The sequence below is a fragment of the Chitinophaga varians genome, from assembly GCF_014529945.1.
Taxonomy (GTDB): Bacteria; Bacteroidota; Bacteroidia; order Chitinophagales; family Chitinophagaceae; genus Chitinophaga; species Chitinophaga varians.
The window spans coordinates 718,823-741,194 of sequence record NZ_JACVFB010000004.1 but is presented as its reverse complement, the minus strand read 5'-3'; the positions used below and the strand labels follow the sequence as shown (position 1 = coordinate 741,194).

The 22,372-nt window shown below is 52.0% G+C and carries 18 protein-coding genes; 5 read left to right on the top strand and 13 right to left on the bottom strand.

Annotated elements, in window-relative coordinates:
* Window positions 1–16 precede the first annotated feature (16 nt).
* From ICL55_RS23315 to ICL55_RS23305, 3 genes are read left to right on the top strand one after another with little or no spacing between them, the layout of a single operon-like run.
* A complete protein-coding gene (locus ICL55_RS23315) occupies window positions 17–1,567 on the top strand; it encodes a PQQ-dependent sugar dehydrogenase (RefSeq protein ID WP_188101883.1) in 1,551 nt (516 codons plus the stop codon).
* A 4-nt stretch (window positions 1,568–1,571) separates the two neighbouring features.
* Window positions 1,572–2,936 (top strand): putative oxidoreductase C-terminal domain-containing protein, encoded by a 1,365-nt coding sequence (locus ICL55_RS23310; protein ID WP_188101882.1) that lies wholly within the window; start codon window positions 1,572–1,574, stop codon window positions 2,934–2,936.
* Between the two features lie 45 nt (window positions 2,937–2,981).
* The gene (locus tag ICL55_RS23305) at window positions 2,982–4,052 is read left to right on the top strand and encodes a LacI family DNA-binding transcriptional regulator (protein WP_188101881.1); all 1,071 of its coding nucleotides are present in this window, start codon (window positions 2,982–2,984) and stop codon (window positions 4,050–4,052) included.
* A 9-nt stretch (window positions 4,053–4,061) separates the two neighbouring features.
* Here ICL55_RS23305 and ICL55_RS23300 read toward each other — a convergent pair whose 3' ends face one another.
* The 13 genes from ICL55_RS23300 to ICL55_RS23240 all read right to left on the bottom strand — a co-directional run bounded on the left by ICL55_RS23300 (window position 4,062) and on the right by ICL55_RS23240 (window position 19,855).
* Window positions 4,062–5,633: an SLC5 family protein gene (locus ICL55_RS23300; RefSeq protein WP_188101880.1), complete on the bottom strand. Its 1,572-nt coding sequence runs from the start codon at window positions 5,631–5,633 to the stop codon at window positions 4,062–4,064.
* Entirely contained in the window at window positions 5,630–6,988 is a 1,359-nt protein-coding gene (locus ICL55_RS23295; protein WP_188101879.1) for a hypothetical protein, read from the bottom strand. The genes ICL55_RS23300 and ICL55_RS23295 overlap by 4 nt, the downstream gene beginning before the upstream one ends.
* 12 nt (window positions 6,989–7,000) lie before the next feature.
* Window positions 7,001–7,765 (bottom strand): SDR family NAD(P)-dependent oxidoreductase, encoded by a 765-nt coding sequence (locus tag ICL55_RS23290; protein WP_188101878.1) that lies wholly within the window; start codon window positions 7,763–7,765, stop codon window positions 7,001–7,003.
* A 10-nt stretch (window positions 7,766–7,775) separates the two neighbouring features.
* Window positions 7,776–8,954: a galactonate dehydratase gene (dgoD, locus tag ICL55_RS23285; protein ID WP_188101877.1), complete on the bottom strand. Its 1,179-nt coding sequence runs from the start codon at window positions 8,952–8,954 to the stop codon at window positions 7,776–7,778.
* The gene (locus ICL55_RS23280) at window positions 8,951–10,273 is read right to left on the bottom strand and encodes an aspartate aminotransferase family protein (protein ID WP_188101876.1); all 1,323 of its coding nucleotides are present in this window, start codon (window positions 10,271–10,273) and stop codon (window positions 8,951–8,953) included. Before ICL55_RS23280 ends, dgoD begins: the two co-directional genes overlap by 4 nt.
* A gap of 37 nt (window positions 10,274–10,310) precedes the next feature.
* On the bottom strand, window positions 10,311–11,516 hold the full coding sequence (locus ICL55_RS23275; RefSeq protein ID WP_188101875.1) for a glycosyl hydrolase family 28-related protein: 1,206 nt from the start codon (window positions 11,514–11,516) through the stop codon (window positions 10,311–10,313).
* Between the two features lie 82 nt (window positions 11,517–11,598).
* Entirely contained in the window at window positions 11,599–13,059 is a 1,461-nt protein-coding gene (locus ICL55_RS23270; RefSeq protein ID WP_188101874.1) for a RagB/SusD family nutrient uptake outer membrane protein, read from the bottom strand.
* Window positions 13,060–13,077: 18 nt separating this feature from the next.
* Window positions 13,078–16,152, bottom strand: coding sequence for a SusC/RagA family TonB-linked outer membrane protein (locus ICL55_RS23265; RefSeq protein WP_188101873.1), 3,075 nt, complete (start codon window positions 16,150–16,152; stop codon window positions 13,078–13,080).
* A gap of 378 nt (window positions 16,153–16,530) precedes the next feature.
* On the bottom strand, window positions 16,531–17,169 hold the full coding sequence (locus tag ICL55_RS23260; protein WP_188101872.1) for a GntR family transcriptional regulator: 639 nt from the start codon (window positions 17,167–17,169) through the stop codon (window positions 16,531–16,533).
* Between the two features lie 94 nt (window positions 17,170–17,263).
* Window positions 17,264–17,848 (bottom strand): TlpA family protein disulfide reductase, encoded by a 585-nt coding sequence (locus ICL55_RS23255; RefSeq protein ID WP_188101870.1) that lies wholly within the window; start codon window positions 17,846–17,848, stop codon window positions 17,264–17,266.
* A gap of 257 nt (window positions 17,849–18,105) precedes the next feature.
* On the bottom strand, window positions 18,106–18,567 hold the full coding sequence (locus ICL55_RS23250) for an SRPBCC family protein (RefSeq protein WP_188101867.1): 462 nt from the start codon (window positions 18,565–18,567) through the stop codon (window positions 18,106–18,108).
* 24 nt (window positions 18,568–18,591) lie between these two features.
* Window positions 18,592–18,921 carry an ArsR/SmtB family transcription factor gene (locus tag ICL55_RS23245; RefSeq protein WP_188101864.1) on the bottom strand — a complete coding sequence of 110 codons (330 nt, stop codon included), beginning with the start codon at window positions 18,919–18,921 and terminating at the stop codon, window positions 18,592–18,594.
* A 79-nt stretch (window positions 18,922–19,000) separates the two neighbouring features.
* On the bottom strand, window positions 19,001–19,855 hold the full coding sequence (locus tag ICL55_RS23240) for a hypothetical protein (protein ID WP_188101862.1): 855 nt from the start codon (window positions 19,853–19,855) through the stop codon (window positions 19,001–19,003).
* A 136-nt stretch (window positions 19,856–19,991) separates the two neighbouring features.
* Here ICL55_RS23240 and ICL55_RS23235 point away from each other — a divergent pair, with 136 nt between their 5' ends.
* Window positions 19,992–20,789 carry a DUF3658 domain-containing protein gene (locus tag ICL55_RS23235; protein ID WP_188101859.1) on the top strand — a complete coding sequence of 266 codons (798 nt, stop codon included), beginning with the start codon at window positions 19,992–19,994 and terminating at the stop codon, window positions 20,787–20,789.
* A gap of 118 nt (window positions 20,790–20,907) precedes the next feature.
* Entirely contained in the window at window positions 20,908–22,305 is a 1,398-nt protein-coding gene (locus ICL55_RS23230; RefSeq protein ID WP_223151556.1) for a sulfatase family protein, read from the top strand.
* The last annotated feature ends 67 nt before the right edge of the window (window positions 22,306–22,372 follow it).

Here is a 22,372-nt window from a genome sequence, read left to right as displayed (position 1 = left end):
CCACCCGTTACCACGTATGAAACGTACCGGTCTTCTCATTTTGATTGTCGCGATAGTAGCCACCGGCACTTATTGGCTGCTGCGGCCGAAACCGGCCACTGCGTTTAATCAGCCTGTCGAGGGCACGCTGCAACTGGATAAAACCACGCTGGGCATCAGCACCATCATCTCCGATCTCAATGTGCCCTGGGAGATCGTCTGGGGGCCTGACAACCAGATCTGGTTCACCGAACAAAGCGGCACCATCAGCAAAGTAGATCCGCATACCGGCGTCAAAAAGCTGTTGCTGACGATTCCGGATGTATATCGTCAACGTACGCTCGGCCTGTTGGGCATGGCCATTCATCCTGACAAAAACAAACCGTATGTGTTTATAGACTATACGCATCTCAACAACGACTCTTCCATCGTATCGCGGTTAGTGCGCTACACCTATACGGCCGATACTTTGAAAGACCCGTTGCTACTGCTGGAGCTTCCCGGCAATACCGGCCATAATGGTTCCAGAGTCGCTATTTCCCCTGATGGGAAAGTGCTGCTGTCCACCGGTGATGCGGCCCGTGACCAGAACGCGCCGGACACCGCATCGCTCAACGGGAAAGTGCTACGCCTCAATATAGACGGCACCGTGCCGGCAGACAATCCTTATCCGGGCAACTATATGTGGTCCAGAGGACATCGTAACATACAGGGACTGGTATTCACCGACAAGGGGCAGCTCTTCGCCTCCGAACATGGTGACGCTACCGACGATGAGCTGAACCGCATTGAGAAAGGCGGCTACTATGGCTGGGCGCGCATCGAAGGATATGCAGACCGGCCGGATGAAAAAGCCCATGCCGATTCTTTTCCGTTCATCGCGCCACTCAAAGCCTGGACGCCTACCATTGCGCCTGCCGGCATCGACTACTACCATTCCGATAAAATACCCGAATGGAAAAACAGCCTGTTGCTGGGCACCCTCAAAGCGGCCAGTCTGCATGTAATACACCTGAATGACGCACAGGACGCCGTGACGGCCGAAGAAATTCTCTTTACCGGAAAGTATGGCCGCCTGCGTGACCTCTGCGTTTCTCCCGAAGGCGATGTGTACGTCGCTACCAGCAACCGTGACTGGAACCCCGGCAAAGGTTTTCCGTTGCCACATGACGACCGTATCCTGCGCATCGCCGCGCTTAAGCCCGGTCAGTCAGTACCGGCCACGGCTACACGGGAAACCGCTCAACCAGCGCTGGCTACTGCTACCGCCACCAGCGGCGCCACGCTGTATAAGAACTACTGCGAAGCCTGTCACAAGCCCGACGGCAAAGGGGTACCGGCTTCCTTCCCTCCCCTGGCCGGTAATCCGCTCGTCACCGGCAAAGCCACGCTGCTGGTACAGACCATCCTGCGCGGCCGTACCGGCGACACCAAAAGCAAAAACAGCGCCTATGGCGAACAGATGCCCGCCTTCCATTTCCTGAAAGACGAAGAGATCGCCGCCATCACCACGTATATCCGTAACAGCTGGGGCAACCATGCCGACAGCATCGGCGTTACTGCCATCACCCAAGAAAGACAACCCTGACACCATGAAGCAAAAGATTATATTTGCCGGCATGACAGCAGCTTTGCTGTCATGCGGCACCACCCGACAAAAACAATCATCTATGCAACTGATCGCTTTAGATCCCGGGCACTTCCATGCTTCACTGGTACAACAACAGATGTACCCCGGCATAGACTCCACCATCCGTGTATTTGCGCCTGAAGGACCCGAAGTAAAACAATATCTCGCCAGCATCGCGCGGTTCAACCAACAAACCGACCCGCCCGTGCACTGGGCCACAGACGTGTATACCGGCCCGGACTATCTGGAAAAAATGCTACAGCAACCGGCTGGCAATATTGTGGTGATTGCCGGCAATAACCGGCTCAAAGCCACCTACATCCGCCGCGCTGTCAATGCCGGGCAGCATGTACTGGCAGATAAACCCATGGCCATCGATGCTGCAGGCTTCGACTCTCTCCAGGCTTCCTTCCGCGAAGCGGCACAGCAAAAAGTGCAGCTCTATGATATCATGACCGAACGGTATGAAATCAGGAACACCCTGCAACGGGAGCTGGCACAGCTGCCGGAAGTTTTCGGCACACTGGAAACCGGCACGGTAAACGATCCTGCCGTCGTGAAAAACAGCGTCCATCATTTTAAGAAACTGGTGGCAGGCAAAACCATGGTACGTCCCGCGTGGTATATGGACGAAACGCAGCAGGGAGAAGGCATTGTGGACGTCACCACGCATCTGGTGGACCTCGTGCAATGGACCTGCTTCCCCGGACAGATCATCGACTTCCATCACGACATACAGATAGACAGCGCCCGCCGCTGGGCTACCACCATGAGTTTGCGGCAATATGCGGATATCACGGGGCAAAGCAGTTTCCCTGATTACCTGGCCAAAAATGTCGATAAAGACAGCCTCTTGCAGGTGTACGCCAACGGTGCTTTTGACTATACCATCAAAGGTGTTCATGCCAATATATCCGTTACCTGGAACTACCAGGCGCCGGAAGGCACCGGAGACACCCACTATTCACTGCTGCGGGGCACCAAAGCATCGCTGGTGATCCGCCAGGGAGCGGAACAACAGTACAAACCGGTGCTGTACATTGAGTCAGCCCATCATCACGATGCCGCCTATGCGAAAACCGTCGCTGCGCATATCGCCACGCTGGCGCAAAAATATCCGGGACTATCGCTGAAAGCCAACGACAAAGGCTGGGAAATTGTCATCCCTGAAGCACTGGCCAAAAAACACGAAGCCCTTTTCGGTAAAGTGATGCAGCAGTTCCTGGAGTATGTGCGGCAAAATAACATGCCGGACTGGGAAGTGCCCAATATGCTGGCCAAATACTACACCACCACTCAGGCGCTGGCACTGGCGAAAAAACAGTAATCCGGCATTGTAGTATATTTGGAGAAATTATAATCATCAACCGATATGAAGAAAAAAGCGGCCGAACAGCCCCTCGGTGTCAAGGAGATCGCCCGAAGGGCCAATGTGGCCATCGCCACCGTGGACAGGGTTATCCATAACAGGCCCGGTGTCTCCCCCAAAACAAAAAGTAAAATAGAAGCTATCATACGGGAACTGAACTATCAGCCCAATATACTGGCCAGACGGCTGGCATCGCGCCATGTGCTGCGACTGGCGACCGTACTGCCGAAAGTGTCCTCTCAGGAAACTGATTTCTGGACACTTCCGGTAGCCGGCATCCAGAAAGCAGAAGAAGAAATAAAACCGTTCGGCGTCAAAGTAGAACCTTATTTCTTCGATCTTAACGACCGGAAGTCTTTTGGAAAAGTCGCCAAACAGGTACTCAAAAATCCGGTGGATGGTATCCTGCTGGCCCCTTCCTTTATCGAAGAATCTGTAGCGTTTATCCGTTCCTGTAAGGAACTCAATATTCCGTACGTTTTTATCAACTCTGATATCCCGCAACAGGAAAGCCTTTGTTACATCGGTCCCGACCTGTTCCGCAGCGGCTACCAGGCAGGACAGCTCATCCACTACTGTACTCCGCGCAATGCCCGCGTGCTGGTGCTCAATATCTCCCACGAGATAGAAGACCATCATCACCTGCTACGCAAGGAAGAAGGACTGCGCGCTTATTTCAAAGACACCAAACGTCCTATTGTAAAAAAAGATGTCCGTCAAACCGATCAGGCCTCTGTTGAAAAAGAACTCTCGAAAGCACTGCAGCAACATGCAGACGTACGCGCCATTTTCGTCACCAATTCGAGGGTGGCCGCCGTTTCCCGCTACCTCGAGAAAAAGGGCATGGATAAAGATATCCTGCTTATTGGCTATGACTTCACCCGGGAGAACGTGTCACGCCTCGATCAGGGCCACATTGATTTTCTTATTTGCCAACAGCCGCAGGAACAGGGCTATCGTGGTATTATGGCACTCTACCAGCACCTCGTGATGAAGGTACCGGTAGAGAAAACCCATTTTATGCCGATTGATATTATCACCAAAGAGAATCATGCTTTCTATATTCAGCCATAGCGATCACTGTTACGCATATACGATATAGAAGTACAGCACCACGCCTGTTATCAGCGCCCACCACAAGGTAGGATTACGTATGCCCCGCGACTGTTGTAACAGATCGGCCGGCAGCTTCAGGCTTTCGCGGTTCCAGATCAGTCCTTGTAGTTGCGCTTCGGGTACCGGTTTCGTCAGCAGACTGACTACTACACACAATGCCACACAGGTCCAGAAAACAATACCGGTGCGGTTAAAGAAAGGCATCGCCGGGAAAATCATCTCCATGGCAACAGACATCGGAATGGTGAGAATACCTGCCGCCAGCGCGCCGGCGTGTGTAGTGCGTTTCCACAGGATGCCCAGCAGGAACATCGCTGCGATGCCGGGTGTAAACAATCCATAGGCATTCATCAGATACAGGAACACCGGTTTTTTGGATTGTGTCAGGAACAAACCGGTGCACAGAATCCCAATCACGATGATGGCGGCACCGGCCCAGCGGCCGAAACGCACCGCTTCTGCTTCTGTGGCTTTCTTACGGAAATAAGGCAGATAGATATCTACCGTCAGGATGGTAGTGCAGGAATTGATAGCACCGGAAAGATGTGACATCACCGCTGCGATGAGGCCTGCCATGACCAGTCCAACGAGACCGGTAGGCAGCAACTTCTCCACCAGCGTGGGAAACAGCAGGTCCGGTTTTTCCAGGTCAGGAAAAAGCTTCGGCGCCACCAGCGCCGGCACGGTGATAATCAACGGCACCAGGAACTTCAGGTAGTCGCCAAACACCACGCCCATCCGGGCATGCCATTCGTTTTTCGCTGCCAGTACCCGTTGCACAATAAACTGATTCGTAGCACAATAAAATACGCTGATACAAAGCACACCGCCGAGATACATGGTCCACGGAAAATCCGGGTCGTTTGCCGGCAGGATCAGGTCCCAGTCCTTCATCGTATCAGTGACAGCACTCACGCCGCCGGCAGCGTTTACCGTAGCAATGGTAAGTGCAATACCGCCCATCACCAACACGATCAACTGCAACATTTCAGTATATATCACCGCGCGTAATCCGCCTGCGATGGTATATATGCCGGTGATGACCGCCAGTATCACCACGCAGGTCATCACAGAGATGCCCAACAGCGAGTGTAAGGACAATGCGCCGAGATACAATACTGCGCTGATTTCCACAAGTACGTAAGTCAACAGGATCAGGCCTGCATAGGTGGCCCTTGCCGCTGTGCCGAAACGTTTTTCCAGAAATTCCGGCACGGTATAAAAACCGTTGCGGATATAAAAGGGCAGGAATATCCATAGCAGCGCGTTAAATCCCATGAGGATAGCGCCCCATTCCATGGCGATGGCCACAAAGCCCCGGCTGTAAGCCATGCCCATAGCGCCTACCAGATGGTGGCTGCTGATATTGGCGGCGATGATACTGCCGCCGATCATCCACCAGGGCAGTTTATCCCCTGCGAGAAAATAATCACGTTTAGTCTGCTGTGCCTTCCGGGAAGCATAGATACCCAGGCCAATAACGCCGAGGATATAAGCGCCGAAGATAACAGCATCAAGTAAAGTCAGGTTGAGGTTCATGCGGTTCGGATCATTCGTTGTGAAATAGTGGTGGCGGAGCGTATCAGTTGCTCCAGTGAGCCTTTCTCAAAAGGCGTTTGCCATACCGCATAACTTTGATGGTTAAACGATGCTACCGGCGGCAGATAACCGGCGTAGCCGTTTACGATGTTCATCACGGCCACCGCTGCCGGCGCCAGCTCCCGGCGTAATTCCAGCTGAAAGTCGGAATATGCTTCGTTCGGCTGGCCAGCCAGTATCGTATTGCCCAGTCGCCATATCCATAACGGCATGTTAGCGATAGTACCCTCTCCCACCGTTTTACGAATACCACGTTGCCGCCATAACCGTTCTTTGATCACATGGTCTTCACACGTAGCCCAGGCGGCTTCTATTTCCGCCAGAGAAGGCATCGGCTTCAGCCTCATCTCCACGGTGGTCATCTCCGCCATCAAAGTGGTATCCGGAGGCGCAGGTGATTTCTTCCAGATAGCCAGGGAAGCGCCGGATTCCACCACTCCGGTGAAGGCCAGTTCCGTATTGGGCGGTAACATGCCTTCCAGTGTGGACAATACCGCAAAGCCCAATTGGCGGCCGTAGCCGTCGGCCAACGACGTGTCACCGCTGTATTGCTCGGCGGGCGACAGTTCACCGGAGGCGCCCTGCAAAAACAGGCAGGGTGCGCCGGTAGCCGGTTCTACCACGCTGCGCATGCCACCGATGTAATCGGGCGACAGCAGCTGGTTGTCCCACGCCAGCGTAGTAGGATGGCAGGCATAGTTTACAATAGTTCCGATAATATAGCCGTCGGCGTTAGTGATACGACCGGCCAGCAATGTATCATCTGCCAGGCCTGCCGGGTTGTAGCCTACCACCAGCCTGTCGCCCCCCGGTTCGGGAAAATCGCGGTCCACCGCCAGGTTGCAACTACCGTACTGCCAGGTAAGCGTAGCCGGTTGAGCAGCAGCCATGGCTTCACGGGCTGCCCGGACGGCCGTTTCCTGCAGCTGTTGCAGAAAAGGGATAATCAGATGACCACCAGGCTTGCCAGCATCTTCGCTGAAGGTGCTGGGGCCTGCGTGGGTATGGGTCAAACAGAACATCAATCGTTCTTCCGGCAGTGACAACGCTTTCAGGATGCCATGCCGTAAATTTCTTTCGTCCGCAGCGCTCTTCCACCACCCGAGGTCAGCGGAGATGAGCACCAGCGGCGGTGTCTTTTCATCTGTCTGAAAAGTAATACAGGTAAGGGTCAGCGGCATATGCACCCCGGCAGCCACATCATGTGTGGCCGCTCCCCAGTTGCGGGCGAAGATGCCCACCGGCGGCGTGATATCAGCTCTGGCGATGCCTATGGTTCCGTGATAGTTCGTCATGTTGTTGGTTTGTTACAATAGAGACAGGCCACCATCCATCAGCAGCACGCTACCGGTGATATGCCTGTTTTCCGGATCGCAGAGACGCACCACTTCACGTGCTACCTGCTGCGGCGTGATCAACTGCCGCACGGGTGTTTTCAGGCGCGCGTTTTCTTTCTGTTCTGGCGCCTGCTCCCATACCACGCGGCTAAGGCCTGCATCCACGTAGCCCGGCGCGATCTCGTTGACCATAATACCATGTGGTGCCAGTTCCAGCGCCATGCATTTGGACAACATGCGCAGACCTGCTTTGGATACGGAATACGCGGGGATATGGCTATGGGCCACTTCGGCCGCCCAGCTGCCCACGAATACTACGCTGCCGGTTACACGCTGTTGCAGCATACGGGCTGTTACTGCACGGGCCACATGAAAAGCACCGTCGAGGTTCACCCGCAGCTCTTTGCTCCACTGCTCCGCCGTGATCTGATAAAGGCCCGATATCGTGACAGTAGCAGCATTGGCGACTACCATACTCACCAGTCCCAATGCTGCCTCCGCGGCCTGTAGCCAGCGGTCTACCGCCACGGCATCGGACACGTCCACCTGTGCATAGTGACAAGGGACGCCCATCGACGCCAGTTCGTCCAGTAATGCCTGTGCTGCCGCTTCGGGTTGTATATCCCCCAGCGCCACGCCGGCGCCCTGTGCGGCAAACGCCAGGGCCACAGCCCTGCCAATGTCGCCCAGCGCGCCACTGATCAGGACTGTTTTCTTTTCCAATTGTTTTTCCATAACTGCTGTTTTACCAGTCACCTACACTACCATCTTTATAAAACGTCCGCTGTAACACCTCCTGTTGGAAAGGATGTTTTTTCACTGCTTCTTCATTGATCTCTATCCCCAAACCCGGACGGTGGTTCGGTTTTACGATCCGTCCTTTTTTCTCTACGGTAAATCCTTCGCTCACCACTTCTTCGCGCCACGGCACGTCGTTGTGGACACTTTCACAGATGGCATAGGAAGGCGTAGCAAAGCCCAGCTCAATAGAAGCGGCGGTGCTCACCGGCCCCTGCGGGTTGTGCGGCGCTACCGCCACGCGATAGGCTTCCGCCAGCGCAGCTATTCTCCGCACCTCACTTAATCCGCCGCAATGGGTAATGTCTGGCTGAATCACGCTTACGGCGCGTTTCTCCAACATATCCCGGAAAGCGTGGACGCCTACCAGCCTTTCACCGCTGGCAATCGGCGTTTTCACGGCACGCTGTATACGGGCAATGTCTTCCATCGTTTCGGGCCAGCAAGGCTCTTCAAAGAAATACAAACCATACGGCTCCAGCGCCTTCGCGAATTGAAGCCCCATCAGCGGGCTGGGACGGGCGTGGCAGTCCACCATGATATCCACATCTTCTCCCACCGCCTCCCGCATGGCGCGCACGCAGGCCTCTGCATAACGGACAGGTTTCAATCCTTCCAGTGGCATCGTTTCCGGCACTGCCATCGATTTAAAGGCGGTAAAACCATCGTCCACCGCGCGGGACGCCAGCTCACCGAAACGGGCCGCATCATCCGGGCGTGTTTCATAAAAGTCTTCCATCTTACCACCGCCCAGATGACAATACAGGCGGATATAATCTCTTACGCGGCCACCCCACAGTTCATGACAGGGCACCCCATGTATTTTCCCGAGGATATCCCAGAGCGCGATGTCGATGCCGCTGATAGCGGTGCCGCGAACGATACCGTTGCCATGCCAAAAGTGCTGGCGGTACATCATCTGCCACAGGTATTCAATACGCCGCGGGTCTTCACCGATCAACAGCTGACTGATATCTTCCACGGCGCCTACTACTGCTCTGGTATGCCATTCCAGCGTGGCTTCGCCCCAACCCCACAGGCCGGGCTGGTCTGTCACGATTTTGATAAAGATCCAGTTACGCATCCGCGCGTGACAAACCTGTGTTTCTATTGCCGTTATCTTCATAGCGCTGACAATATTGATTTGGTTTTCTCTAATGTTTCTTCAATGTCTTTGGTCGTATGTGCGTAAGAGATACTGCCCTGTTTGATCGGTAACGGGAAGTTAAAGATTCCTTTTTCTATCAGTTTCAGACGGTATGTTTTATCAAACGCAAAATCGTGGTGTTTCAATATGTCATGATAGTCCACCGGCTGATGGTCCATAAAATACACACAAAAAGCGGACCCCTGACGGGCAATATGAAAAGGCCGGCCGGAAGTGCTGAAAATATCCTCTAAGCCGCTTTCCAGCAGCTGTCCTAATGCATTCACATGATCATACACTTTAAACTCCGTGGAAGCCAGCTTCCGTACCGTAGCAATGGCTGCTGCCGTTGTCAGCGGATGCGCATTGAAAGTGCCGGCTATCAGTACTTTTTTGCTTTTCTCAGGATGAATAAAATAATCCATATATTTTTTCTTTCCGGCGATCACCCCCACCGGATAGCCATTGGCCACCGCTTTACCGAAAGTGCTCAGGTCGGGCGTAACGCCGCAGAGTTGCTGATAACCACCCAACGCATGACGGAACCCTGTTTTCACTTCATCAAATATCAACAGGAATCCGTGTTCATCGGCCAGTCGGCGTAATGCCTCCAGGTAACCCGGCTGTGGCTTCACCACCCCGATGTTCTGTAAGACAGGCTCCAGCAATATGCCCGCTACGGGATAACGGTGCAGGATATACTCCACAGAAGCGATATCGTTATAGTTGATCACATGCACCAGTTCAGAATGGCCATCCGGAATACCGGCAGAGAGGGAATCGAACGGATATTCGCCCGGGCTTACGCGCTCGCCCACATCCGCGAGGCTGCTGATCACATTGCAGGCCACATCGTTGTGCCACCCATTGTATCCGCCCTGCATGACGATGATATGATTTTTACCGGTAACGGCACGGGCTATACGAATAGCGTGATACGTTGCTTCAGAACCGGTGGTCGTGATTTCGATGCTTTCTGCCGAGGGCACGCTGTCGCAGAAAAGCTGCGCGAATTCGCCCTCGAGGTTGGTGGGACCGGCGCCCATGAGCAGCGTGGCGTTGTCCAGCGCGGCGCGTACTGCCTTGTTGACGTCCGGATCGTTGTGTCCCAGAAACGAGGCGGCAAAGCCAGCCTGGTAATCGATGTATTCATTTCCTTCGAGGTCTGTGACCCGGCTGCCTTGTCCGCTGACAAAACAAATATTGGGGTCTGACTTACGGTTCAGCGATACCACCCCACCGGGTATCCATTGTTCATTGCTCTTTAAAAGCGAGGATGATTTGGGCCATGCGTTCATAATAGCGATGCTGTTAAAATTTTATGTAAAATCTCACCTATTCCCTGTTCTGGATGGACACCCCGTTGATACGGCTGTTTTTGATGACCGCACCGGCCGACTGCAGTAGCAGGTTGCCCTGGATATGCCGATGCCGGATGTCTACCTGGTTTATCATGAGAGAATCGATAACAGTATTTTCGTCAAATAAAAACTGAGGATTGGCATAACGGTTTTCTTCCCGGCTCACGCCACTGATATCCAGCCGGTCTATCACCGATTGTTTAACGCTGATGATGCCATATACCGTGGGTAATTGCGGCTGCGTAGCGCGGCCATATACATTGGCGCCTGATACGTCTCTGATCGTGACACGAGAAAAATAACCGGTTTTGCCGAAAAGGCTGTAAAACAGGACCGATGCCATGGCGGTGTTGCCATGTACTTTATCGATCGTGATGTCACTCACTTTTCTGTTTTCAAATGTGTAAAAAGCGACTGCCTTCAGGGCAGGAATGGAATCGTACATATTTTCAGGGGTGATATTGCGGACCGTCACGTGGTGATAATCCACGGCCGGGAAGGGCGACATCTTTCCCTGGAAGGAAGCGCCGCCCGCAGCGAAGGCTACCAGATCGTCGTTGGTGAAGCCGGAGATATTTTCAATGAGCACGTGATTGCCGCCACCGGTGACGCCGTCGCCGTTCTGCATAAGCGCGCTGGTATGCTGCGCGTCTTTAAACGGGTTTTGCTGAAACCGGATATCGTGTATATGCACGGTATCACATTCCATGTAGGCAATGCCCCAGCTACGGGTGCTGTCGATCTGCAAATTCCCCACTTCCAGCTGCCGCACTTTATAGAAGAGCATACCGAAACAGAAGTCGGAACTGTCTACCGTACTGCGAATGGTGCGTGTCTGTGTCCAGCCGTTACCGTTCCATTTGCCGCCTGTTACTTTAATATGTGCGTTACCGTTAATCAGGTCTTCGTTTTGCAACAGGTATTGATGGCAGGAGGGTTTCAATTCGATATAAGCATCCGGGCTGGCTTCCAGCGTAAAATAAGAAGGTAACTTAATAGGCCGTGCGATCAGATAGTGCCCTTTCGGAACGAATATTTTGCGTGTACCGTTCTTTTGGGCCTGTACAATTGCTCTCTGAAAAGCTCTGCTGTCGTCTGTTTTACCATCCGCCAGGGCACCATGAGCGCGCACATTGGTCACCTGCTGCGCACGGGACATTATACCACAGCTTATCACCATGCTGATCAGTATTATCCGTCTAACGATTCCTTTTCGGTATAACATCCCGTACAATTAAGCGTATGATTGGTTATTGATGAAATTAATATCCGTCGTTCTGTTTCAGCACACCAGGGGCATACTGATCGATCTGGCGCTGTGGCACCGGAAATACCGCCATGGTGGCTTTGGGCGACAACGTTACTTTAGTGGTGGTGCTGGTAGCGGGGTTATAATCCCTTTCTTCGCTGGTCATCACCGTCATAAAGCGGCCGGTACGCACCAGATCGGGCCAGCGTTCGTTTTCGTAGGCCAGTTCCAGTTGTCTTTCGAGCAACAGGATATCGAGGAAGCTGTCGGGGCTGGCGATATCCGCAGCGGTATAATCGTGGGAGGCATCACCGAAAGCCCTTTCCCTTATTGCATTGAGCTGTATCAGGGCGCTGGCTTTATCACCGCTGTTGTACAGCGTTTCAGCATACAGCAGGACCACATCCGCCAGTCGCAGCACAGGCAGGTCCTGACCGGAGGTGGCCCCGGTGAATTTTGTGGCGTATTTTTTCACGTAGGGGCCCCATGCCGGCGGATCATTCGGGGAAGTGGCTTTCACTACATAGTCCGAAATAGTGGATGCTTTGCGGCTATCGCCGGCGACATATTTTTTGTTCAGGCTCCAGGAAGGGAAAGCATACTGGTTGCCGGACCCCACCACACCAGCGATACCACCGATCGGGGCAAAGTCGATACCCAACGAGTGGCCATTGGAGCCATCGGTATATTTGATGGCGAGGATGATCTCTTTATTATCTTCTGAGGCCAGGCTCCACAACGTGGCGAAGCTGGGCTCCAGCTGGTAGCCAAAATCGCGGAGGGCTTTCTCCAGATAAATTTTCGCGTTGGCCCAGTCTTTCCGGTATACATACACTTTACCCAGAAGACCGGTGGCAGCGCCTTTGCTGGCACGTCCTCTGATACCTGGCGCAGGTAATAAATCAATCGCCGCTTTCAGGTCAGCGATGATCAGTTCATAAATCTTATCGGCCGATTCGCGCGGCATGTTCTTCGCTTCATTGATCGTCGGTGTTTTAGTCACCATCGGCACGCCACCGAACAGTCTCACCAGATCAAAATAAAAGAGCGCGCGCATGAATTGAGCTTCACCGGTGAACTGTTCTTTTTTACCGGCGGCATAGTCAGTAGGGCGATCAATATTTTCCAGTACGGCATTCGCGCGGCCGATACCGTAAAAACTTTTCTCCCAGAAGTCAGCCACCGCGGTATTTTCAGCGTTGACGGTCAGGTAGTCCAGATCGTTTACGCCGGGCATGGCGGTGCCCATGTACAGGTTATCGCCGGGCATCTCCATCAGCAGATAGTCTTTCGGTTTGCGGTCCTGCATTCCGCTGTAGATACCGATGACCGCCTGGTCCATATCATTGGACGTTTTATAGAAGTTGTTGGTGGTCAGGGAAGAATCCGGCGTCATATTCAGCAGGCTGTTGGTACAGCTGCTACCGGCCAGGGCCAGCAGTAAGACCGGTATATATAGTTTGTTCTTTTTCATGGAATACGCTTTTGCTGGTTAGAAGTTAAAATTGAATCCCAGCGCATAAATGCGGCTGATCGGTTCTGCTCCGTAGTTGGCGCCCGGCATGCTGGCAACCCCGTTCACCTCTCCTTTCGTATAACCTTCCGGGTTATATCCATGGAATTCCTTTTTGGTAAAGATGAACAGGTTGCTGGCAGAGAGGTATACCCTGAAGTTGGTGACCCGCAGTTTGCGGACCAGCGTTTCAGGCAGGGTATACCCCAGGTTGACGTTACGAATGGCAAGGAAGGAGGCGTCTTCTATATAAGCGTCAGACATCGTCTGGAATCCCAATGTGTTGAGTGCGCTGGCCGGCACTTTACCGTTACCCGGGTCAGAGGGCGACCACCACTGGTTTTCCACCAGGGAGCGGCGCATAGCGCCCAGCAACGAACCCTGATAGAACTGGTTTTCGTAGTTGTACATTTTCGCTCCGAGGGAAGCCTGCATGGCGATGCTCAGGTCAAAATTATTGTAGGAGAAATTGTTCACCATTCCGAGGATGGCCTTGGGCTGGAAGTTGCCCAGTATCTGTTTGTCGTTGGCATCGATCTTTTTATTACCATCGGTATCTTCAAATTTGGGATTACCCGGACGGGAGCCGGCAATACCCGGATTGGCCGCCACGTCAGCAGCATCCTTGTAAATACCGTTGATCTTATAACCATAGTAAGAGAACATCGGCTCACCTACACGGAGTATCCAGTTCATATTGGAGGAAGGGTCTGCAATGATCACATTGTTGACACCGCCCAGATCTTCCACCGTATTCCTGTTGCGGGAATAGTTGAAAGATGTTTGCCAGTTGAACTTACCGGTGATGTTACGGGTATTTATTTCCAACTCTATCCCGCGGTTGCGTATCTCCCCGATGTTGGTCATGGTAGTAGCGAAGCCGGTAGTGGCCGGCACCGGCATGCTGTACAGCAGGTCGGTGGTCCGTTTGTCGTAGTAGTCGAACACGATGCTGATGCGGTTGTCGAGCACGGACAACTCAGCGCCGAGGTCGATGCCCTTGGTTTTTTCCCAGCCGAGCTGGCTGTTGCCATAGCTCACAGCAGCCTGGCCTTTGGTCACCACGTTACCGGGAGAATAGAAGGTATTGCCCATGAGGCCGAGGTATTGGAAATCGCCGATGTTGAAGTTGCCTGTCACGCCCCAGCTGGCCCGTACTTTCAGATCACTGACAGGGTTGAAATCTTTCAGGAAACTTTCCTGTTTCACACGCCAGGCGGCGGACACGGAAGGGAAATAACCCCAACGGTTATCCGGACCAAAGCGGGAGCTGGCATCTGTACGAATGGAGGCAGACAGCAGGTACTTATCTTTATATCCATAGTTTACACGGGTGAAGTAGGAAATCAGGCCCCATTTGCTTTTGAGCGTATTGCTGTTGGGTGCCAGGGTGGCGTTGCCCATCGTGTGTACGATATCGTTATTATAGCTGCCGGCTACCGCGTAGAGGTTCACCGACTTGCTGTCGTTACGTTGATAGGAAGCACCCGCGATGGCCGACAGATCGTGGCCTCCTTTGAACGTGGTGTTATAGCTCAACACGTTTTCGTTGAGTATGTTGATGTTGGTGCTGGTGATATCGGTACCGGAATTTTTCGCGGCGCTGGTGGCCCAGGAAGCCTGGAACTCGTCGCGGTTACTGAAGTCCATGGTAGTGCCTACAGAAGAGCGGAAACTCAGGCCTTTGGCGAGGTTCAGTTTCAGATAGGCTTCTCCGATATTGCTGATGCTGCTGCCATAGTATTCAGAGCCCTGCAATGTAGCCATGGGGTTTACCTGTCCGGTCACCACAGCGCCCCAGTATTCGCGTGCCGTGGGGTAGGTACCGTTAGGGCGCTGCACGTCTACGAAAGAAGGATATTTGGAATAGTTAGGTATCTCAGAAGGGTTATAGCGGCGTTTGGAATAGGTAGGATTGAGCATAAAGCCTACACTGACCACCTTACTGGCCTGCACGTCCACATTGGCTCTGAGGCCATAGGTTTTAAACCAGGTGTTCACCATGGCGCCTTGTTCGTCTTTATAGGTAGCCGCCACGTAGTAGGTGGCCTTGTCCGTACCGCCGCTGGCGGAGATGTTGTAGCTTTGGATGGGCGCCGTGCGCATAACAGCGTCCTGCCATACGGTGTGACCTGTTTTCAGTACGTCGCTTACCTGATAGGCAGCCGGTCTTCTGGCATCGCCCCATACCGGCAGGGAGACGTCTCCGCCCACCCATGCGTATTCGCGGTTTTGGTATTTAACGGCGTACTGATAGTATTCGTCGCCGGTGATCCAGTCGTTGTGGACGATTGCTTTACCCAGGCCTGCATAGCCATTGAAGTTAAATTTCGGTTTACCGGCCACGCCTTTTTTCATGGTGACGAGGATAACGCCGCCGGCTGCACGGGAACCATAGATCGCTGCGGAGGAGGCGTCTTTCAGTACTTCCACCGACTGTACGTCGTTCATATTGATCATACCGAGGTTACCGCCGGGGATACCGTCTATGACGATCAGCGGGTCGTTGCCGGCGCTGATGGAACCGATGCCGCGGATGCGGATGGTGGGCGCAGATCCTGCCTGACCGCGTGACTGGGAGATGTTCACTCCTGCCATACGGCCTACCAGTGCAGCTTCCGGCCGACCGGCAGGCACCTGGTCGAGTATTTTATTTTCCACTTTGGCCACGGAGGCAGTCACGGAGCTTTTCTTTACCGCGCCATAACCGATGACCACCGTTTCATTCAGTGTGGTTTTGCTTGGTGCCAGGGAGATGAAAATATTATTGCGGTTACCGATGGCCGTTTCTTTTTTATCATAACCAATGTAGGAGAAGGTGAGCACATCGCCACTGGCAGCGCGGATGGTAAAGTGGCCTTCCGCATTGGTAGAAGCGCCGGTTTGCGTGCCTTTGATAAATACCGTAACACCCGGAAGAGCAGCCTGGGTAGCGCTGTCGAGCACCGTCCCTTTGATTTCCCTGACCTCCTGTGCTATCAGCTTTTGTGGCTTGCAAAGACCTGCGACGAGTGCCAGCAGGGTTGCAAATAGGTAAAGGTGTGTTCCTTTCATAATTCTGGTTAGATAAAATGGTTAGATAATCCCGTGCGCATGATAGTCATGCACCGGTGGCTGTTGACATGTCATCCGTCCGATATAGATTTTCAGCGCAGGATGAGTTTTTCGCGTTTTAGTTTATTAACCGTTCACTGTCCTAAAATGAAAGAACACATGTCGGCATTACAGGTTGATAATTATGACGGGCACGGTTACACGATGCGTTGGCACAGCCCGCGAGTTTCACATAACGTTAGCTTTAGTACCAGCCGGGAACGGTCAGTTGTTCGCTACTCTGTTTACAAATATATTCAAATTTTGTAAACAAAAAAATATTTGAGAAAAAATGTGAGGAGGGGGAAATCAGGGAGACATCCTATAAAAGAAAAGGGGTTATTCTACTTCCAGGGTGGTTACTTCTCCACGCAGCAAATGCTTTACCAGCGCTTCTTCCGCCTTTTTAACGTCTTTATTTTTCAGGGCCTGCAGAATAGCACGATGTTCTTCATCGGTCTGTTCATAATCGTCCATCTGCACCAGCATCTTGCCCAGCTTCATATGGAACAGGGGGATATTGCTGGACTGGTATATTTCCATCAGTTTGGTATTGCCGGCGAGGGAGATCAGGGTTTCGTGGAATTTCATGTCTGCTTCACAGGCGCCGCCCATGTAGCCGCTTTTCACCATATTGGTAAAATCGTCACAGATCTTTTCCAGTGCTGTAATGTCTGCTTTGCCGATCTTGTGGATGGCCATCCGGATGGCGCCCAGTTCCAATAATTCACGCAGCTCCCGGATCTGACGGATATCTTCAGCTGTCATGGACTTTACGAAGTAACCGCCTTTCTCTCCAAACACCACCAGATTCTCGCCCAGCAGCCTTGTCAGCGCTTCCCGCACAGCCATACGGCTCACTTCTGTTTTCTTGGCCCATACGTCTTCTTTCAGGCGCATGCCCGGTACCAGTTGATTGGAAAGAATCTTACGACGCAGCTCTACATACACTTTATTGGCTAATGAATCTGTTTTCATAGTAAATAATGTAAACGAAATATTTATTCAAAAGTAAACAATTTTGGGATAGCTATATGGTTTTAGCGGTCACCATACCTAAAATTTACAAAAACTATTGCTTTTCAGCCAGTAACTGTTGAATATATTGTTCCATGCGGCGACTGCCATAGTCGGCCACGCCGGTTTCCCGGAACACGATCCGGCCCGCCTTGTCGATGATGAGGGTAGTAGGCAGCGTACCACTGTATACATTTTGGGGCACATTTCCGGCCAGAAAGGCCACGGGCAACTGATATCCATTGTCACGCATAAACGCAGCAGCCTTCTCCGGCTCACTGTCGGCGTCCACGATCAAGAACACGATACCGGCATTATCTTTCCATTGGCGATACAGGCGGTCCACAGAAGGCATCTCCGCCCTGCACGGCGGACACCAGGTAGCCCAGAAATTGATGAACACCACCTTCCCCTTCAGGGAAGACAGCGCCACCGGCGCCCCTGCCGCGTCGCGGAAAAGTATCTCCGGCGCAGGCCAGGCATCCGCGTCTGTTTTCGGCACTGCCGGCTGAAACAATCCCGTTTTCATCAGTTGCTGCAGAAACCATACTCTCCCTCCGGGGATGAATAAAATCGCCAGCAATGCCCCTAACAGCAGGGTATAAATAATATTGGATACAGAAAAGGAAAATCGCCCCATAAGGGGCAAGATAATAAAATATGAGCGTTGGGGTCGGTCAGGCATATAAAATAATGATCCGGAAAACCACCCCTCCCGGTCTTTGGTCCAGAGAGGGTGATTGAAAGTGATTCCCTGCTATATGTCCTGAAGGGTGGCACCATTCGCCCGTTGAACGTTGCCACCCAGCTTTTCTATCTTATCTAAAATTGTGTGCTTCCTATCTCAACATGTAAGTCCTTCGGCCGGGAAACTGGTCATAGCAGGGCACTTTCATCCTAGCACCGGGTTTCACTCTGAGGCTCCGGCACAAATTCAGGGTCCAGGTATTTGGGCAACGCATTGTTGATAAAGTAATTCCAGCCACCGGTGAAGCTCTCCCTGGTAAAGGATTTCAGGTGCTGCGGGAATGTTTCCAGCCCCTCGTGCGTCAATACCAGCCGGGTCTTATCTCCTTCCGGCTGCAATTCAAACGTCAGCAAAGACTCGCCTTCATAGTGTTCATATTTCCAGGTGTAAGACAGCTTCCGGTCCGGTACCACAGCCGTCACCACGCAATGATGGATGTATTCAACACCCTGGTCTGCGCCCACAAAACTAAACGCAAACCCTACTTCCGGTTTAAAGTCAGATACATCAAAGTACCAGGCTTTCATTTTTTCTTTCACTGTCAATGCTTCCCAAACTTTGTGGGCAGGTGCATTCAGTAACCGTTCAACGACCAGCGGTTGATTTTTCATAACACATGATTTATAGGTGATGATTTACTTTTTCTTCTTTTTCTTTTTGCTGTCTTCTTCCAGAAAAGCTTCCAGTGCATCCAGTTTCCTGTTCCAGAACCGGCGGTAATGTTCCACCCATTCCGATACCTCTTTCAACTGATGCAGATTGGCCTTGCAATGGCGCTCCCTCCCCTGCTGCTGGATAATGATGAGCCCACATTCTGTCAGTATCTTGACATGTTTGGATATTGCGGGGCGGCTGATATCAAAATGGTCCGCCACCATATTCAGGCTCAATGACCTGTCGGCCAACAGATGAATGATCTCCCTTCTTGTGGGGTCTGCTATCGCCTGAAAAACATCTCTGCGCATAAAATTATATTTGTAACCGTTCAGTTACAAATATAAGTAACCGATTGGTTACAAAAAAATAAAAAATCGACGGGGTGATTTAAAAAGTGAAGACCTGCAACTGGCCCTGCTTCCAGGACACCAGATAAAAAGCGTCATTATAATAAGTCAGTTTCAGCCCCGGATTATCTTCTTCTTTCTCCCGCTGAGCCGTGGTGGGTTTGAAATTATATTTTCGGATATCGATCTTCTTAAAAGGTACATTCAAATTTTGTTTATTCACGAAATACAGAACATCCCTCTTCTCCATATCATAATAAACATAAAACTCTTTGTTGGCATACAGAAAGTAAGCATCCTCTTTCTTATTAAACCCATTCAGGTCAATATCCCTGCGCACGAGGGCACCCGTAGTATCTGTCGTAAACTCCGCCATAAAAGTCAGTTCATCCCTGCAGATGCCATCCTTGTAGGATAGGTAAGCGCCCATTGTCGTGGCCAGGTCATCATTTGTCTTCAGCACATGTACCTGAAGAGAAATTCTGTCAATACTCACCACCTCCCGCAAACAATGGGCAATCACGGCATGATCGTTTACATTCACAAATATCACCGGATGAGGCGTTTTATGATACAGGAGTAATCTTCCATCTCTGGCAATCAACCGCACGCCATCGCTACAGGCATAATAAAACCCCTCTTCCGTAGGTACTACCTGTGCGTTCATCAACCGTCTGGCCCACAAAGGTGCTAAAGCAGCGTTAACCTTGCTATTGGTGCCAACCGTCCCCTTCTTCAGGTCTATCATCAACATTTTTTCAGGTCCACAGACATACAACGTATCTCTGAAAATAACGGGTGTCCAAAGCCAGATACCTTTCAGGGAAGGGTAATTATTGACGGACACATTCACCATGCGTTTCAGCGAATCTGCAGGAGAATACCTGGTTGCCATTGTTTGCAAAACAGACAATAAAATAAAGCACAGGGATACCATTATTTTTTTCATACAGGGAGTTAATACATTTAAAGTATTAAATTCGGTTGAAATGTAGCGCAGTTATTTTCATACTTCCAGCCCCCATAATTTTATGTCAGACTTACATCTTACCGCCTCCCCTACCGCCTCCGCCGCGCTTTCTTCCGCTATAAAGAAGCAGCTGCTGACTGGCGACGCCTACGCCATCAATGATATTCCCGGTACCGGCCCGCTGCACGATGGCTTGATAAGAAAGGAATTTCAGCGAAGCCTTCACTACGAAAAAAAAGGCACTAACTGGTCGGATGATGGACCAGATGCCTTTGCACCCTGGATACAGTTAAAGGCCAGGCTAGTTGATAAGCCGGTAGACAGGCTCGTTATTTGGGCCGCCAGCGGTAACGGAGACGACTATGTTTTTCTCAGAATGGCCTGTCATTGGCTGGAAAATATACCGGTTAACGTTATACTGGCAGAAGTGCCACCCATCCATGGCCATCACAGCATCATAATGTATTCCACGGAGCAGCTGGCGCCGCTGATTGAACAGGCCATACCGCTGACTACCACAGCACGCGCCGCCCTGGCCCGCGAGTATCAGGCTATCGTATCACACCCCGGGCAACTCCGGGAATGCGATGAAAACGGCGTGCTGCAGTTTTTGGACCTTTCCGCACATGATCATGAAGTCCTGGCGCGTTGCACCAACCGCTGGAAGTCCGCCGTCAGCGTCATTGGACAGGTGATGGGATTTAGTAATCCCAGAAATAGCCTTGGCGATGCATTCATTAGCTCCAGACTGGAACACCTGATCATCACCGGACAGGTAGCAGCAGATGCGCCCCGCACGTCTATAAGAGACTTTCGGGTAAAGCTCGCCCAAAAAACAAGCGTGACATTCAGCCATTGATTTTGGTGAAAATACTACCAGCCTCCCTTCGCCGACTTGCGTATTTTCAGCCAAATTACGGATGATGCGATTTTTCTTTACAAGATGGTCATGTCTGTTATGCTTGTTGCTGCTTCATTTGACAGCACTTGCACAACAGGGTAAACGGTATAATATACTGGTACTTTTCACCGACGACCAGCGGTTCAACACCATTCACGCGCTGGGTAACCCGGAAGTATACACGCCTAACATGGACCAGCTGGTCAAAAGCGGCACTACTTTCCGGCAGGCCCATATCATGGGCTCCCTCGGCGGCGCCGTGTGTGCGCCCAGTCGCGCCATGCTGCTGACCGGCCGCTCTGTTTTCCAGGTACATAAAGACGGCGGCCTGATTCCTGCCACAGAAAAGACCTTCCCGGAAGTATTCCGCGAACATGGTTACCACACCTTCGCTACGGGCAAATGGCACAGTGATTTCGCCTCTTTTAACCGCTCCTTCGCCAGTGGCGACAACATCTTCATGGGCGGTATGCACCAGGAGAAAACAGGCGGTCACTGGACACCGCGCCTCCATCACTACGACAGCACCGGGAAATACAACAACGCTTTTGCCGGTAACCAGTTCTCTTCCATATACTATGCGGACGCCGCCATTCGTTTCCTCCGGGAACCGCAACAGCAGCCCTTCCTGATGTATGTGGCCTTTACCGCGCCGCACGATCCGCGTACACCACCGGCTGAATACCTCTCCCGCTACGATACGTCCCGCATCGCATTACCGGGCAACTTCCTGCCCCGCCATCCTTTCGATAACGGAGAACTGACGGTGCGCGATGAGCAACTACTGCCTACGCCTCGTGATCCCGGCGCCGTAAAACAGGAAATAGCCAAATACTACGCCATGATCAGTGAGGTGGACCATGAAATAGGCCGCGTATTGCAGGCACTGCGCGAAAGCGGTCAATATGAAAACACCATTATCGTATTTGCGGGAGATAATGGCCTGGCCGTAGGGCAACATGGACTACTCGGCAAACAAAATCTCTATGATCATTCCATGCGGGTACCGCTGGTCTTTTGCGGCCCTGGCATTCCGGCCAATCGCCAAACCGATGCCTATTGTTACCTGAGTGATGTATTCTCTACCTTATGCGATATGACCGGCATGCCGCAACCTGCCACGGTAAGCGGACAATCCGTACATAAAGCTTTCACTCAATCCGGTTTCCAGGGCCGTCCGCTGCTGTTTCTGACATACTCCAATCTGCAACGGGCGATTGTAAAAGATAGCCTGAAACTGATTGAATACAATGTGGATGGCCAACATCCGGTACAACTGTTTGATCTCTCCAAAGACCCCCTGGAAAAACATAATCTCGCGCAGGAAAAATCCTATCAGAAAAAAGTTACTGCCCTGCGCACATTGCTCTATGCTGAAATGCGCTCCCATGGTGACTTCTGTGATCCAACAAAAGAAAGCTGGGGATTTCCAGGCAGACTAAAATGGGAAGACGCCCTGCGTATTAATCCATAATTGAAAATGCCCCCACTGGCAGCAAGCCAATGGGGGCATTTTCATCGCGCTTATCTCCACGCGTCAG